Source organism: Parafrankia sp. EUN1f (assembly GCF_000177675.1).
Lineage (GTDB): Bacteria > Actinomycetota > Actinomycetes > Frankiales > Frankiaceae > Parafrankia.
The window spans coordinates 1-16,208 of record NZ_ADGX01000095.1 but is presented as its reverse complement, the minus strand read 5'-3'; the positions used below and the strand labels follow the sequence as shown (position 1 = coordinate 16,208).

The window sequence follows — 16,208 nt, the reverse complement described above, 5'->3', positions numbered from 1 at the left end:
GGCGCCTACTGTTCCGGACGTCGTCGCGACCGCCGGCGCCGAGCGGACGGATCCTGGCCGCCCGGGTCCATCTCGTCGTTTGGCTCTGCCTGGTCGTCTGGCTCTGCCCGGTTGCCTGGGGCCACCTGGCTGCCTGCGTTCGGTGAGCCGTGGGCCGCCTCGTAGGCCTTTCTCGAGCCGCAGACGTCCGCACGGGAGCAGCTGTGCCGGCTCCCGTCGTCGAGCGCGACCGTGACCTGCTGGCGAGGCACGTCATGGCTGACCACACGGCCGTCACCGGCGGGGATCGACACCGCCGCCCCGACGGCGGGAACCGCCGCGGTGAACTCCTCGTATAGCGGATGCTCGTAGCGCAGGCAGCACATGAGCCGGCCACAGGCGCCGCTGATCCGCATCGGGTTCAGCGAGAGGTTCTGATCCTTGGCCATGCGCACGCTCACCGGCTCGAAGTCGGTGAGAAAGGTCGAGCAGCACAGATCCCGGCCGCAGGAGCCGATCCCGCCCTGCAGCTTGGCGCTGTCGCGGGCCGAGAGCTGGCGAAGCTGCACCCGGGCGGCCAGGGTCCGATTGAGGTCACGGACCAGCGAACGGAAATCGACCCTGTTCTCCGCGGTGAAGAAGATGGTGATCGCGTTCGTCTCGAGAACGACGTCCACGCCGATCACCTTCATCGGCAGCCCGTGCTCCCGGACCAGCCGGCGGGCGGCGACCCTGGCCTGTGCCCGGCGCCGCCGGGCCGCGTCGTTGCGGCGGAGATCCTCGTCGCCGGCGAGGCCGACCAGCACGGGGAGGCCGCCGACGTCCTCACTGACCCACTGCGGTGCCCAGACGCAGGTCGCGACCTCGGGCCCGTCGTCGGTGGGCACCAGCACCCGGTCGCCTACCCGCGGGCTGTGCGGACCGGGATCGGCGTAGTACAGACGACCCCGCCTGGAGAAGGACACCGCGCACATCATCGGCATGCGACGGCCGCCGCCTTCCACACTCGCGGGTCAGGGACACCCGAAGACTACGACGCGTCCGGCCGCTTGGCTCCCTGTTCGCCCATCTCCGTCCTGCCTCCTCCGGGCTTCTATGCTTCCGAGCAAAAAGTGAGGATCTTGGCTGTTGCGGCAACCGAAATCCTCACTTCTTGCGGATTGCCAGGCACCTCGGCACCCCATTTGCGCCTCTTGATATGAATTGCTCGCGCAGCCCCAGGGCCCAGGCGCAGCCGGGACGGACCTGCCCAACGGCGGCGGAAACGCGAAGCTCGCGATTCCGTGACGGACTCCACGACTACCAGAATCCTTCACACTTCGTGATTGACAGGCAGCCCGGCTAGCCGATCCGGGCGCCGTCAGGCAGCCGGTAGACGGCGAACGGTGCGACGATCACCGGCCGGGCGACGTTGCGGACCGGTGTCCCGCCCGGAGTCCAGCCCATCTCCTGGCCGTGGTGCGCATGGCCGTGGACGGCCAGCGTGGTCGTGGGCTCCGCCGCGGCCATGCCGATCAGATCACCCGCGTCGAGCGGGCCGGGATCCGCGGCGGCATCGACGGCGGGTGCCGCGGCCGGAGCCGGCGGCGCCGTGCCCGCGCGGGAGCCGTCGATCGCGGCACCGAGCAGGAGGCTGCCGAGAAACCGATGGATCTCCGGCGCCTCGCCGGTCAGCGTCTCCATGACCGGCGCGTAATGGGTCAGCGCGATGCGGACGTCGGTGTCCAGGGACGCCAGTGCGTCGCGCAGGCGGTGGGCGGCCGTTCCGTCGGTGGCGGCCCTCCCGGCATCCTGGCCGTCGGAGAACCCCGTCACGCCCGCGACGCCGACCGCGCCACTGGACGTCTCGATGGTCGCGGCGGTGCCTTCGAGCACGATCGCGCCGGCGTCGCCGAGCATCGCGGCGACCTGGCCGCCCGCGCCGGCGTCGTGATCGTGGTTGCCGAGCACCGCCACGACCGGAAGATCGAGACCGGTGACGACGGAGCACAGCTCCGCCGCGGATTCCAGATCGCCGGCGTTGGTGAGATCGCCGGCCAGCAGGAGAAGATCCGCGACCATGGCGGCCCGCTGGTAGAGGGGACGGAGCCGATGCGCGGACCCGGGAACGACGTGGAGATCCCCGACAGCCGCAACCCGCATGATCATCCCCTCGTCGCGGGCGAACCGCGACTTCCCGCCTGGTCTCTCGCCCGATCAGTCGGTCTCCGCCGGAGGCCGGCGGTGACCCTTGCCGCTGAAGGCTCTCATGCGTCGCGCAACGCGAGCGCGAGAGACTCGGTGGCGAGCTGTGGTACGAGCCCCGGATTGTCCGCGAGCGCCTGCCGGGTCGCCAGGACAGCCTCCCACCGCCGCAGCGTCTGCTCGGGCGTGGCGGCGGAGGCCAACTGCGCCGTGGCATCCGCGTGGTCTGGATGTACCAGGGTGACATCGGCGCGTAGCTGGCTGACCAGGACGTCCCGGTACAGGCCGGCGAGATCGACGAGGGCCCGGTCGAGGGAGTCGAGCACCGTTCGCCGCCCACGGCTCTTCTGCGCCCGCTCCAGCTCCTTGAGCGCGCCGGCGGCGCCCCTGACCTGGATCGACCGCGGCTTGGCGCCTGCGCCGCCACCGGCCCGACCGCCGCCCCGGGTGGAGGCGGACCGGGTGCCGGCCGAGGTGGCGCCGACCCCGAGGGCTGTCTTGAGCGCCTCGGTCTCGGCCTCGTCCCGATCAGCACCCGCCGCCTGGGCGTCGGCGGTCGCCGCTTCCACCAGATCGGCGGCGGCGGCCAGGCAGTCGCCGGTGCGCCTCAGCCGGGACGGCAGGCGCAGCACGGCGTCCCGGCGGGCCCTGGCCTGGGGGTCCGCGGCCAGCCGCCGGGCCTGCCCGACGTGCCCCTGCGAAGCCTGTGCGGCGACCCGGGCCAGCTCCTCGTCGGCACCCTCGCGGACGAGGACGGCGACGACGTCCTCGACCGTGGGCAGGCGCAGCGCGACCGAACGGCAGCGGGAGCGGATGGTGGGCAGCACATCGTCGACCGACGGTGCGCACAGCAGGAACACGGCCCGCTCGGCCGGCTCCTCCAGTGCCTTGAGCAGCGCGTTGGCCGCCGAATCGGTGAACCGGTCGGCGTCGTCGATCAGCAGGATGCGCCAGCTGCCCGCGCTGGGGGCGCTCGCGGCGTCCCTGATCAGAGCCCGGACGTCACGCACGCCGATCGACAGCCCCTCCGGCCGGACGGTACGCAGGTCGGCGGCGGTGTCGGACAGGACGGTGTGGCAGGCGGGGCACTGCCCGCAGCCGGGCGGGGTGTTCTCGCAGAGCAGCCCGGCGGCGAAGGCCCGCGCGGCCTCCGCGAGACCGGAGCCTGCGGGCCCGGTGAACAGCCAGGAATGGGTCATGCCCGCGCGGGCGGCCGCCAGCGGGCCGGCGGTGGCCACCAGCGCCGCCGCCTCCGCCGCCGATGTCAGCGTCGAGACCACGGCATCCTGCCCGACGAGCGCATCCCAGACCGTCACGCTGCCATTGTCGGCCACGCTCGGCCTAACCCGCGTCGGCGGTCCGGCGGATCCGTTCGGTGATCACCGAACGGATCTGCCTGTGCAGTTCGGGCGCGGGAAGCGTCGCGTCGACGGTCACGTGTCTGGCGGGGTCCTCGGCGGCGATCCGGCGGAACTGCTCGCGGACCCGCTGATGGTAGGCCGCGCTGTCGCCGGCGGTGCCGCTGTCCGCAGTGGCGGTGGCGTCGGCGGTGCCGCTGTCCGCGGTGGCGGTGCCGCTGTCCGCAGTGGCGGTGGCGTCGGCGGTGCCGCTGTCCGCGGGCGCGGTGGTGTCGGAGGTGCCGTCGGCGGCGGCGGTGGTGGTGTCGCTCCGGCTGGCACGCCGGGGCCGGGTGGTGGGGCGGGGCGCTTTCCGCTCCGTCGGCAGATCCAGCAGGACCGTCACATCGGGGAGCAGCGAATGGGTCGCCCACTGGGCCAGCGCGGCCAGCTCGTCCTGGTCCAGGCGCGGGTCGGCGCCCTGGAAGGCCTTCGACGACGCCGCGTACCGGTCGGCCAGCACGATGGCCCCCCGCGCCAGCGCGGGCTCGATGATCCGCGCGACCTGCTCGGCCCGATCAGCCGCGTCCAGCAGGGCCACCGTCCGGAAATGTGGTCGTGTGGACGGGGCGTCGAGGAGCTCGCGCACGCTGGCGCTGATCGGCGTGCCGGTCTTCTCGCGAACGACCACGACCTCGCGGCCACTCGCGGCGAGCCACTCCTGGAGCAGGTCCAGCTGGCCCTCGGCGCCGGCCGCGGTGTCCCCCTCGATGGTGATGAACAGTCCGGCGTGTCGGAGCCGGCGGCGGCTGCCCGGCCGGCGGCCCCGGACCGCGTTCCACAGCTCCGGCAGCACCGCCTCGCCGGCGTGGTCGTCCATCTGCCGGTAGGAGAAGAGCCCGACGGCCACGGCGAGCAGGCCGCCGCCCAGCAGCACGGCGGTGACACCGTCCGCGCGGACGTTGATGTCCCCCCACAGGTGGACCTCGTGGAAGCCGATCAGCCCGACCAGCGCGGGGGCGGCGGCGAGCACGAGCAGCAGGTCGACCCGCACCAGGGACTGCACCAGCGCGAACGTGCGGCCACGCAGCTCGTCGGCGACCTCGGCCTGCAGCAGCGTGTACCCGGTCACCCAGGCGACACCGGCGAACGCGCCGACGAGCACCACCAGGATGCAGGCGATGACCAGGTTCGGAATGATCGCGACGATGACCAGGGTGATGCCGGCGCCGGTGACGCAGACACCGAAAAGACGGGTTCGGCTGTAGTCCCCGAGCAGCCGCGGACCGGCGGCCATACCGCCGGCCAGCCCGATGAAGACGGCACCGAAAAGCACACCGTAGGCCGAGTCGCCACCGCCGAGGATCTCGACGTAGAGCTTGCCGAGCGCGATCACGCTCCCGGCGCCCGCGAAGCCGCCCAGGATGCCCACAACGAGACCACGGACGAGGCGGTCCTGGCCGACGAACTTCCAGCCTTCGGTGATCGACGCGAAGAAGCCCGGCTCCGGGCCCTGCTCAGGCCGTTCAGCCTTGCCGATCGAGCGCAGGCCCCAGATCACGATCGCGGAGCCGAGGAAGGTCGCCGCGTTGAAGTACAGCGCGAGATCGAGCGAGCGGTCCTCGAAGTAGTGGATGCTCGGGCCCAGCCCACGTGACACCGTGGCCAGCAGGGTGAAGATCGCGGCTGCCAGCGGGGCGGTGCCATAGGTGGTGATCAGGCTCAGCGTGTTCGCCGCCGCCAGCCGGTTGCGGGGGACCAGCCGCGGAATCGAGGCCTCCTTGGCCGGCGCCCACACCAGGCTCACGCACTCGACGAGGAAGGACGCGATCAGCAGCCACTCGAGGGTGTGCACGATCGGGATGGACACGAAGAGCCCGAAACGCATGACGTCGGTGACGACCATGGTCATCCGTCGGTCGAGGCGGTCGGCGATCGCGCCGGCCAGCGGTCCCAGGACGAGAGCCGGCAGCAGGCGGACGATCAGCAGCGAGCCGATCGCGTAGGCCTTGCCGGAGAAGCTGCTGGCGAGCTCGGTGATGAGCGCCGTGGTCGCCAGCAGGCCCAGCCAGTCGCCCAGGCTCGACAGGCTGAGCTGGATCCACATCCGGCGGAACTCGGGGATCCGCAGGACCGCGCGCAGATCGCCGTCCGAGCCGTCGGGGCTCTGCGACCGGGCTGGCGGCGACGGCACGGTGGTGACCGGATGCCGGCTGAGCGTGCGCCGCACCCGCATCCGTGGTTGACGCCGATCGCGTGGACCGCTCGTCAGCGCGTTCGGTGCCGCGGCTGCGGTCGGCTCGCCGGATGCTGCGGCCTCACCTCGCTGGCCCGTCTCGTCCAGCTGGCCCGTCTTGTCCAGCGGGCGGGGCGCGCCGGCGGCGTTCGGTGCCTCCGGCCGCGGGTTCTCGTTCGGAGGGGTACCTCCATGGGAAGGCGGGAGATCGAGTGGCGTGCTCTGGAAGCCGGGCAGGGGGACGGTCGCGTCGGCCAGCGGGGACACGCGCACAGCGGGCTCGCCGCCCGGAGCCTGTACAGGAGTGCCGCCCAGTTCGCCGTGGCTCTCGTCGAGGGGCAGGTCCATCAGCCTGACCGGCGTGAGCCGTTGGAAGCGGCTCCGGTGGCCCCCGCGGCGCCGTTACCGCCGCCGTCGAGGTCCTGGACCGGCGTGGCGCCAGGGCCGTCGGCCGGTGCGGCCTCGGTGGTCCGAGACCTGCGCGAACCGGATCCGGCGGCGGCCGCCGACGTCCCGCCGGCACTCTTCCTGGCCGTCGTCGCTCGGGTCTTCGCGGGGCTCTTGGCGGCTGTGGTCTTCGCGGTCGCCTTCGTGCCCGCCGATTCGGACTTGTCGGCCGGCTCGGAGCTCTTCGCCGTCGAGCGGGTCCTGGCGGTCGCCTTCGCCGTTGACTTGGCGGCCGTCTTCGCGGGCGCCTTGGCGGCTCGGCGGGGTGCCGTGGCGGTCCGGGCGCGACGGTCGGCGAGCAGCTCGGCGGCGCGTTCGGTGGTGATGGATTCGACCGCGTCACCCTTGCGCAGGCTGGCGTTCGTCTCGCCGTCGGTCACATAGGGGCCGAAACGCCCCTCCCGGACGACGATCGGCTTCTCGCTGGCCGGATCCTGCCCCAGCTCGCGCAGCGGCGGGGTCTGCGCGGCCTGGCGCCGCCCCCGTGCCTTGGGCTGAGCCAGCAGTGCCAGCGCCTCCTCCAGGGTGACCGTGAACAGCTGTTCCTCGGTCTCCAACGACCGACTGTCGGTCCCCTTCTTCACATAGGGCCCATATCGCCCGTTCTGGGCAGTGACCTCCGCACCGTCCTCGCCCACCCCGAGAACACGGGGCAGCGTCAGCAGCCGGAGTGCGTCCTCGAGGCTCACGGTTTCCAGGGACATCGTGCGCAGCAGGCTCGCGGTTCGCGGAGGCTCGCTGTCGGTGGTCACGTACGGGCCGTAGCGGCCGGCCTTGGCCGTGATCGACGCGCCGGTCTCCGGGTCGGTGCCGAGCAGGCGGTCCCCGCTCGGCGCGGCCAGCAGCTCCAGCGCACGCTCGACGGTGAGCTCGTCCGGCGCCACCTCGTCCGGGACGCTGGCGCGGGCCTCCCCGTGCTGGACGTACGGGCCGTAACGGCCCACCCGCACGACGACGGGCGCGCCGTCCTCGGCCTTGCCGAGCGGAATCGAGTTGACCTCGCGGGCGTCGATCTCGCCGAGCCGCTCGCCGACGAGGTGCTTGAGGCCCTCGGGTGCGCCCGTACCGTCCGGGTCGGGTGAGCCGAAGTAGAAGCCCGTCAGCCAGTCGGTGGAGGCGGCCGTGCCGGCGGCGATCGCGTCGAGGTCGTCCTCCATCGAGGCGGTGAACTGGTAGTCGACGAGCCGCCCGAAGTGGTCTTCGAGCAGACCGACCACGGCGAAGGCCACGAAGCTCGGGACCAACGCCGACCCCTTCTTCCAGACGTAGCCGCGGTCCTGGATCGTGCCGATGATCGAGGCGTAGGTCGACGGGCGGCCGATCCCCAGCTCCTCGAGGGTCTTGACCAGGCTCGCCTCGGTGAAACGCGGCGGCGGGCTGGTGGTGTGGCCCCGTGGGGTGAGGGTGCGGGTGGCCAGCGCGTCGCCCTGGCGGACGTCCGGCAGCCGCCGCTCGCGGTCCTCGAGCTCGGCGTCCGGGTCGTCGGCGCCCTCGACGTAGGCGCGCAGGAAGCCCGGGAAGGTGATGACCTTGCCGGAGGCGGAGAACTCGGCGTCCTCACCGGCGGACGAGCGCGCGCCGAGCCGGATCGTGGCGCTGGTGCCGCGGGCGTCGGCCATCTGGCTCGCCACGGTGCGCTGCCAGATCAGCTCGTACAGGCGGAACGAGTCGCCGTCGAGCTCGGCGCGAACCTCGCCCGGAGTCCGGAAGTGGTCGCCGGCCGGGCGGATCGCCTCGTGGGCCTCCTGCGCGTTCTTGACCTTCTTGGCGTAGATCCGGGGCCGGTCCGGCACGTACTCGGCGCCGTACAGGGTGCGGGCCTGGTCGCGCGCGGCGGCCAGCGCGGTCTCGGACAGGTTGGTCGAGTCCGTCCGCATGTAGGTGATGTAGCCGTTCTCGTACAGGCGCTGGGCGACCTGCATGGTCCGCTGGCTGGAGAAGCGCAGCTTGCGCCCGGCCTCCTGCTGGAGCGTCGAGGTCATGAACGGCGGGTAGGGCGAGCGGCGGTAGGGCTTCGTCTCGACCGAGCGCACCGCGAACGCGGCGTCGGCGAGGCGCGCCGCCAGCCCCCGGGCGCCGGCCTCGTCCAGCAGGGCGACCGCGTCGGACGTCAGCTCGCCGGTCGGGGCGAAGTCACGGCCGCTGGCGAGACGTCGACCGTCCAGCGCGACCAGGACCGCCGGCAGCGGGGTCGGGTCCAGCGCGGCACCGTCGTGGGCGACGGTCTGGGCGAAGACGCCCTCGATGTTCCAGTACTCGGCGCTGCGGAACCGCATCCGTGCCCGCTCGCGCTCGACGAGGACGCGGGTCGCCACGCTCTGGACCCGGCCCGCCGACAGCTTCGGCATGACCTTCTTCCACAGCACGGGGGAGACCTCGTAGCCGTAGAGCCGGTCCAGGATCCGCCGGGTCTCCTGGGCGTTGACCAGGTTCTCGTTGATCTCCCGCGGGCTGTCGACGGCGCGCTGGATCGCCTGCGGGGTGATCTCGTGGAAGACCATGCGCTTGACCGGGACGGTCGGCTTGAGCGTCTGCAGGAGGTGCCAGGCGATCGCCTCGCCCTCCCGGTCCTCGTCTGTCGCGAGATAGAGCTCGCTGGCGTCCTTGACGAGCGACTTCAGCTTGCTGACCTGGACCTTTTTGTCCGGGCTCACGACGTAGAGGGGCTCGAAGCCGTTGTCGACATCGACGCCGAGCCGGGCCCAGGGCTTGCCCTTGTGCGCGGTGGGCACATCGGCGGCGCTGCGCGGAAGGTCCCGGATGTGGCCGATGCTCGACTCGACCTGCCAGCCGGGGCCGAGGTAGCCCGCGATCGTCTTCGCCTTGGCCGGCGACTCGACGATCACCAGGCGGGTTCCGTCCCGGGCCGTGGTGGCGCCGAAGGCCTCGTGGCTGTCGGCCGGCTCGGCGACCGGCGTGGGCGACCCCGCGGTCGTCCGGCTCGTCGACTTCGTGCGCGGTGGCACTTCTCTCCTCGTCACGGCGTGCTGCATCCGGTGGACTCCTCGGGCCGCGATCCGCCCCGGGGAATCCTCGATCGATCGACCTCTGTCACTTGCTCCAACGTCTGCCCGGGCCGCCTTCGGTACGCACACCGTCGGCACGCCGGCCTTCCCCGCTCCCTGGGCGTGGGCGCGGGCCCGGCGCGACCGGACACCTCCCGCTGCCGGAATCGGCCGCAGGGAGCACCGTACGCCGGTGTGTCGCTGGAGGGACCCCCCGTCCGCCGTCGGGGGCCGAGCGAGTTCTCTCTCCGTGGTCGCACGAGCCACCGACCGCACCATCGTGCCGCGCCATACACCGACTGGTCCAGCGTCAAAAGGATCTCTCCGCCCACCAAACCCGTCGTACGACGGTCGACTGAACTGGCATTACCAGAGCCGGGCCGGGTAGCGGTGCCGCGCCGGTCATGGCCGCCGCGGTGCGGCCGATACGGCCCGTGCCAGTGGCAAGGCTACGGAATGTAAGAGGTCCGACCGGCTTGTGCCGGTCGGACCTCTGGGCGTGGTGATGCGTCGGCGCCGACCCGTCCAGGCCTCGCCGGCCGGCTGTCCAGGCCATGCCGGCGGTTTTGTCAACGGGCCTGGACGGTGTCGGCCCCGGCCGTCAGACCTGTACCTGGGAGTCGGGTTGTGGGGAGAACGCGGGCGGTGACGCGGGCTTCGGCGGCTCGTCGCCGATCCTGGAGCCACGCCGCTTGGAGGTCGCGACAACCGCGATGATCACGGCGACCGCCGCCACCGCGATGCCGATCCGGGCCGGGGTGTTCTCGTCGGCGCCGACGGAGAACTTCACGACCAGGGGAGCGATCAGCAGGCTGACCAGGTTCATCACCTTGAGCAGTGGATTGATCGACGGGCCCGCGGTGTCCTTGAACGGATCGCCGACGGTGTCGCCGATCACCGTCGCGGCGTGCACCTCGGAGCCCTTGCCTCCGTACTTCCCGTCCTCCACCAGCTTCTTCGCGTTGTCCCAGGCGCCACCCGAGTTGGCGAGGAAGACCGCCATGAGAACTCCGCCGGCGATCGCCCCGCCGAGGAAGGCGCCCAGCGGCGGGTAGCCCAGGCCGAAGCCGACCGCGATCGGCGCCATCACCGCGAGAGTTCCCGGTGTGACGAGCTCACGCAGCGAATCCCTCGTGCAGATGTCCACGACGGCGCCGTAGTCCGGCTTCTCGGTGCCCTGCATGATCCCGGGCTTGTCGCGGAACTGCTTGCGGACCTCTGACACGACGCGGCCGGCCGCCCGACCCACGGCGTTGATGGCCAGCCCGGAGAACAGGAAGACCACGGCAGCGCCGATGATCAGCCCGACCAATGCGTCGGGATAGGCAACATTGAGACCACCAACGGTGCCGCGGCCGAGCTCGGGCGCGGCACCGGCGTCGGCCAGCGCGGTGGTGACGGTGTCGGTGAACGACCCGAACAAGGCGGTCGCGGCGAGCACCGCGGTGGCAATCGCGATACCTTTCGTGATCGCCTTGGTGGTGTTGCCCACGGCGTCCAGCGACGTGAGAATCGCCGCGCCGCGCTCGTCGATGCCCTCCGGCCCCGCGGACATCTCCGCGATGCCCTGCGCGTTGTCGCTGACCGGGCCGAACGTGTCCATCGAGACGATCACACCGACCGTGGTGAGCAGCCCCGTCCCGGCAAGAGCGACCGCGAAGAGCGCGATCGTGACGCTGCCGGCTCCGAGGAGATACGAACCGAACACGGCGGCTCCGATGAGCAGTGCCGAGTAGACGGCCGACTCCATGCCCACGCCGATACCGGCCAGGATGTTCGTGGCCGGCCCGGTTGTCGACGCCTCCGCGACACCGAGCACCGGACGCCGGTTCGTCTCCGTGAAGTAGCCCGTGAGCAGCTGGATGGCCGCCGCCAGCGCGATCCCGATGATCACCGCGCTGATGGCGATGACCCGGGGGTCCCCGTCCTGGGTGCTTCCGGCCAGCCCCGGGAACTCCGCGAAGCTGCCCGGAAGGTAGAGCAGGGAGACGATCACCACGCCGATCGCGGAGATCACCGCCGAGATGAAGAATCCACGGTTGATCGCGCTCATGCCGGTGCGATCACCGTCCCGGGGAGACACCGCGAAAATCCCGATGACAGCGGTGATGACGCCGACGGCGGGGATGAGCAGCGGAAAGACCAGCCCGTCCTCACCGAAGGCCTTGACGCCGAGAATCAGTGCCGCGACCAGGGTTACGGCGTAGGACTCGAACAGGTCGGCGGCCATTCCCGCGCAGTCCCCGACGTTGTCACCCACGTTGTCCGCGATGGTCGCCGCGTTGCGTGGGTCGTCCTCCGGTATGCCCTGCTCGACCTTGCCGACCAGGTCCGCACCGACGTCCGCGGCCTTGGTGAAGATGCCGCCGCCGACCCGCATGAACATCGCCAGCAGTGCCGCGCCGAAGCCGAATCCCTCGAGAACCTGCGGCGCGGTGTCCTGGAAGGCCAGGACAACCACCGCCGCTCCGAGCAGGCCCAGGCCGACCGTGAACATTCCGACCACCCCGCCGGTGCGAAAGGCGATCCGCATCGCGGCGGGTTCGCCACTTTCGATGGCCGCCGCGGCCGTGCGGGTGTTGGCGCGGGTGGCCAGCGACATCCCGACGAAGCCGACCAGTGCCGAGAACACCGCGCCGACCACGAAGAACACGGATCGGCCCACCCGCGCACCGGTGTCGTCCGCCGGGAGAAGCAGGAGTACGAAGGGGATTACGATGACGAACCCGGCAAGGGTTCGGAACTGCCGACGGAGGTAGGCTGCGGCTCCCTCCTGAACCGCTCGGCCCACCTCGATCATTTTCGGAGTGCCCGCACTCGCGGCCAGCACCTCGCGGACGAGGTAGCCGGCGACGAGCAGGGCGAGCGCTGCGACGATCGCCACACCGGCGACCAGCCCGACAGCTCCACCGCTAAGGTCGATTGAGGGATTATCGGCCTGTAGGGTGTGGATCGGGGACATGGCTCCTCCCGGTCTGCATTGTCCCGGGACTGCTGTCCCGGTTTGTTCTGTGCACCCTCCGTGACCGTGCTGAGGTGGAAGCGGACGCCCACCGTCCGCGGCCATCGGTCGTCGATCACAGCCAGGTACGTCGCATCCGACGACGTTCTGGGTGGGTGACAGACACAGGTCAGGGCGTGAGCCGCGGTCCGGCGAAAGCCGAACGGTCGCCAGAGACGACTGAGAACGAGGGAAGCGACGCCGGTCCAGACCCGGCGCTGGTTCCCTCGCGCACGGCAAACACCTTCACGCGGCCCTTGCCTGTGGCCCGGGGCCGGACCCACGGGGAACACCAAGGGAAACACCGACGGTCTCGATCAACCGTCGGCGAGATGCGGCGCAGTCTATCCGTAGGTGTGTGACGTGCGCAGGTTTTTCGGTTGTGACTGGCCGGGGATGTTGTTTTTGTTGTAGACGATCCCGTCGCCAGTGGGGCGGTCGGTGGCCCGGTGGGAACAGTGGGATCGCTGGTACCGGGCAGGCGTCATCGCCGAAGGCGGCCGCATCGCCGGGGGCCCCTCCGGTCTCCGGACAGGCCCCCGGCATCCGAGGTCCCGGTGTACCTGCGGCGCCTCGCTCGCCGCGGCTGGTCTCCGCTCAGCCTTCCCGGCGGGCCGATCCAGCGATCTGAGCGGCCAGAGCCGCGTACCCGGCGGAATCGAGGTCGGCGTCCTCCTCGGGCTCGGCCGTGTGCCAGGTCATCTCGACGACGGTGCCGATGCCGTCCTGACCACGCCGGACGGCCACCTCGTCCACCAGCCCTTCGATCAGGGCCAGCCCCAGACCCGATGGCAGCGGCTGGTCGACCTCGGTGCCGGGCACTCCGATGGCCGCGAGGTCGGGCTCCGCCCCCTCACCGAGGTCGAGCAGAGCGTCGACACTGAGCAGGCCGCCGTCGGGACCTGGGGCGATCTCGTCTCCGGCCGCGCCGCTGTCGGAGACGACGACTCTGAACGACTCGGGGGTATCGGTCAGCTCGACATGCACGAACGCCTGGGGATTACTGCGGCGGTTGACTCGGACGGCACGGGCACACGCCTCCCCGACCGCCAACTTGATCTCGTCGATGGCCCCGACCGGCACGCCCGCACGCCTGCTGACCGCGGTGGCGATCATTCTTGCGGTGCGGACATGTCCGGGCAGGGCGGCGAAGCGCAACTCGACGGTGGGCATGCGTCCGAGGACCTGCCTTTCGCGATGGGACCGACTCAGTCGCTGGCGGCGAGGGCATCCTCGACGGAGGAATGGATGGGGAAGACCTTGGTCAGCCCGGTTATCCGGAAGATCTTCAGGATGCGCTCCTGGGTGCAGACCAGGCGCAGCGAACCCTCGTGCGCACGAACCCGCTTGAGCCCGCCGACCAGGACACCGAGGCCCGTGGAGTCGAGGAACTCCACACCCTCCATGTCGACCACCAGGTGGTACGACCCGGCCGAGACAAGATCGATGAGCTGCTCGCGGAGCTTGGGGGCGGTGTAGACATCGATCTCGCCGCCCACCACGACGACCGTGTGGGTCCCTTCCTGACGAGTCGTGAGGGACAGATCCACGGATCCTCCTAGTGGTTCTTCCCGGCGCCCGCGCCTCGGGCAACCGACATCACGGCGGCACTACCCTCCCATGAGGAGGATCAATCCGATGGCTCGCAACACTTTGACGAGCCGACGCCTGTGTGGCCTACGGACGAATCGCTCTCAACCGCGTCCCTCTCGTCCAGGGTGGCGCACCCAAGGGATGCTATCGCTGATCTAGCGTCGAGTGAGCCTGGGTTGGCCCGGCACCGGATGTTCACCACCAGCAGCTTCGGGCCTGGTCGGCATGTCCGCGGTGGGCGTCGGCTCCCGCTGACCGCCTATCGTGACGGGCGTGGGTTCGTCGGCGGCCATCGAGCGTGACCTCGCGCGGGCGGACAGCATCCTGGCCCGGCTCGCCCGTGACAGCCGGCGGGCCGGCAACATCACGCATGTCGAGCATGTACCGTCACGTCCGGGCCGCACGGGGCCCTGGCCGGACTGGGCCGACGAGGTCCTGGTCGGCCGACTGCGCACGGCCGGGATCGACGAGCCGTGGACGCACCAGGCCCAGACCGCCCAGGCGGCGCACGAGGGGCGAGACGTCGTGCTCGCCACGGGCACCGCGTCCGGGAAATCGGTGGGCTACCTGCTGCCGGTGCTCTCACGGCTGCTGGCCGAACCGGGCGCGCGGGCGGTGTATCTCGCGCCGACCAAGGCACTCGCCCACGACCAGCTGCGCTCGGTGCGCTCGCTGCGGCTGACCGGTGTCCGGGCCTCGACCTACGACGGCGACACGCCGGGCTCCGAACGGGAGTGGGTGCGCGCACACGCGAACCTCGTCCTGACCAATCCGGACATGCTGCATCGCGGGATCCTGCCGGCGCACCGTCGCTGGTCCTCCTTCCTCCGCGGGCTGCGTTTCGTGATCATCGACGAGTGTCACGGCTACCGTGGCGTGTTCGGCGCTCATGTCGCGCTGGTGCTGCGCCGGCTGCGGCGGGTCTGCGCCCGGTACGGCGCGCGACCGGTCTTCGTCCTCGCCTCCGCGACGGTGGCCGATCCGGGAATGTCCGCATCGCGGCTGACCGGAGTGGACGTTGAGGTGGTTGACACGGACTCGTCCCCCCGCGGCCCTGTGGACTTCGCCCTCTACGAGCCGCCACTGATCAGGGGGTCCGTGCAGGCTGGCGGGGTGGGGTCGGTTGGCCTCGCCGGTGCTGCTGGCCTCGCCGGTGCTGCTGGGCTGGCTGGTGCTGCTGGGCTGGCTGGTGGTGCTGGGCTGGCCGGCGGCGAGAACGGTGCCCCGGTCCGGCGGGCCGCGACCGCCGAGTCGGCTGATCTGCTCGCTGATCTGGTCACGGAGGGCGTGCGGACACTGGTGTTCGTCCGTTCCCGCCGGGCTGCCGAGGTCGTCGCGGCCGCGGCGCGACGTGGGCTGGAGGAGGCCGCGCCGGAGCTGTCCGGGCGGGTCGCGGCGTACCGCGCCGGCTACCTCGCCGAGGAGCGTCGGGACCTGGAGAGCCGGCTGAGGACAGGTGAGCTGCTCGGCGTGGCCGCGACGTCGGCGCTGGAGCTCGGCGTCGACATCAGCGGGCTCGACGCGACCGTGATCGCCGGATTTCCCGGCACGCTCGCCTCCCTGTGGCAGCAGGCCGGTCGTGCGGGCCGGGCCGGGCAGGGCGCGCTCGCGGTGCTCGTCGCCCGAGACGACCCACTTGACACCTACCTCGTTCACCATCCCGAGGCGGTCTTCGGCCGGCCGGTCGAGGCCAGTGTGTTCGACCCCGACAACCCGTACGTCCTGATGCCTCATCTGGAGTGCGCGGCCAGCGAACTGCCGCTGACCGAGGAGGACCTGGCGCTGTTCGGGCCCGGAGCCCGCGGGGCCGTCGACGACCTCGTTCGCCGGGGACGCCTGCGCCGCCGGCCCACGGGCTGGTTCTGGACGCAGCGACACCGGCCGGATGTCGACATCAGAGGAACCGGTGGTCCTCCCGTGCGCATCGTCGAGGTCGGGACAGGCCGCCTGCTCGGCACCGTCGACGCGGGGACGTCGCATTCGACGGTGCACCAGGGAGCCGTGTACCTGCATCAGGGCGCCACCTTCCTCGTCACCGAGCTCGACCTCGACGACGCGGTCGCTTTCGTCGAGGCAGCTCAACCGGACTGGACGACGGTGGCGCGTGAGCACACCGATATCCGGGTGGTCGAGTCGACGCGGTCGGCGCGGTTCGCTGACGTTGAGATCCACCTCGGCACGGTCGAGGTCACGAATCAGGTGGTCGGATTCCAGCGCCGGCGCCTGGCCACCGGTGAGATCCTCGGGCAGGAACCGCTCGACCTGCCGCCGCGCCAGCTCCGCACCAGGGCCGTCTGGTACACCGTCACCGACGAACTGCTGGCCGCTGCCAACGTGGAACCCGCGGAGGTGCCGGGCGCGGTGCATGCCGCCGAGCACGCGGCGATCGGCCTGCTTCCGCTGTTCGCGACGTGTGACCGGTGGGA

9 protein-coding genes are annotated in these 16,208 nt (G+C 71.3%); 1 reads left to right on the top strand and 8 read right to left on the bottom strand.

The window, feature by feature from the left end; translation table 11 throughout:
• Positions 1-5 precede the first annotated feature (5 nt).
• The 8 genes from FREUN1FDRAFT_RS24795 to FREUN1FDRAFT_RS24760 form a co-directional block, all read right to left on the bottom strand.
• Positions 6-962 (bottom strand): regulatory iron-sulfur-containing complex subunit RicT, encoded by a 957-nt coding sequence (locus FREUN1FDRAFT_RS24795; protein WP_006542995.1) that lies wholly within the window; start codon positions 960-962, stop codon positions 6-8.
• A gap of 358 nt (positions 963-1,320) precedes the next feature.
• Entirely contained in the window at positions 1,321-2,121 is an 801-nt protein-coding gene (locus FREUN1FDRAFT_RS24790; protein ID WP_006542994.1) for a metallophosphoesterase, read from the bottom strand.
• Positions 2,122-2,225: 104 nt separating this feature from the next.
• Positions 2,226-3,497, bottom strand: a complete 1,272-nt coding sequence (locus FREUN1FDRAFT_RS24785) for a DNA polymerase III subunit delta' (protein WP_006542993.1) — start codon at positions 3,495-3,497, stop codon at positions 2,226-2,228.
• 7 nt (positions 3,498-3,504) lie between these two features.
• On the bottom strand, positions 3,505-6,084 hold the full coding sequence (tmk, locus tag FREUN1FDRAFT_RS24780) for a dTMP kinase (RefSeq protein WP_006542992.1): 2,580 nt from the start codon (positions 6,082-6,084) through the stop codon (positions 3,505-3,507).
• On the bottom strand, positions 6,084-9,176 hold the full coding sequence (gene topA, locus FREUN1FDRAFT_RS24775) for a type I DNA topoisomerase (protein ID WP_006542991.1): 3,093 nt from the start codon (positions 9,174-9,176) through the stop codon (positions 6,084-6,086). Before topA ends, tmk begins: the two co-directional genes overlap by 1 nt.
• Positions 9,177-9,789: 613 nt before the next feature.
• Positions 9,790-12,150: a sodium-translocating pyrophosphatase gene (locus FREUN1FDRAFT_RS24770; RefSeq protein ID WP_006542990.1), complete on the bottom strand. Its 2,361-nt coding sequence runs from the start codon at positions 12,148-12,150 to the stop codon at positions 9,790-9,792.
• A gap of 636 nt (positions 12,151-12,786) precedes the next feature.
• Complete coding sequence (locus FREUN1FDRAFT_RS24765; protein WP_006542988.1) at positions 12,787-13,362, bottom strand: ATP-binding protein; 576 nt, start codon at positions 13,360-13,362, stop codon at positions 12,787-12,789.
• Positions 13,363-13,397: 35 nt separating this feature from the next.
• Complete coding sequence (locus tag FREUN1FDRAFT_RS24760; protein ID WP_006542987.1) at positions 13,398-13,739, bottom strand: STAS domain-containing protein; 342 nt, start codon at positions 13,737-13,739, stop codon at positions 13,398-13,400.
• Positions 13,740-14,055: 316 nt separating this feature from the next.
• Here FREUN1FDRAFT_RS24760 and FREUN1FDRAFT_RS24755 point away from each other — a divergent pair.
• The coding region (locus tag FREUN1FDRAFT_RS24755; RefSeq protein ID WP_063745345.1) for a DEAD/DEAH box helicase at positions 14,056-16,208 on the top strand (2,153 nt) is incomplete at its 3' end.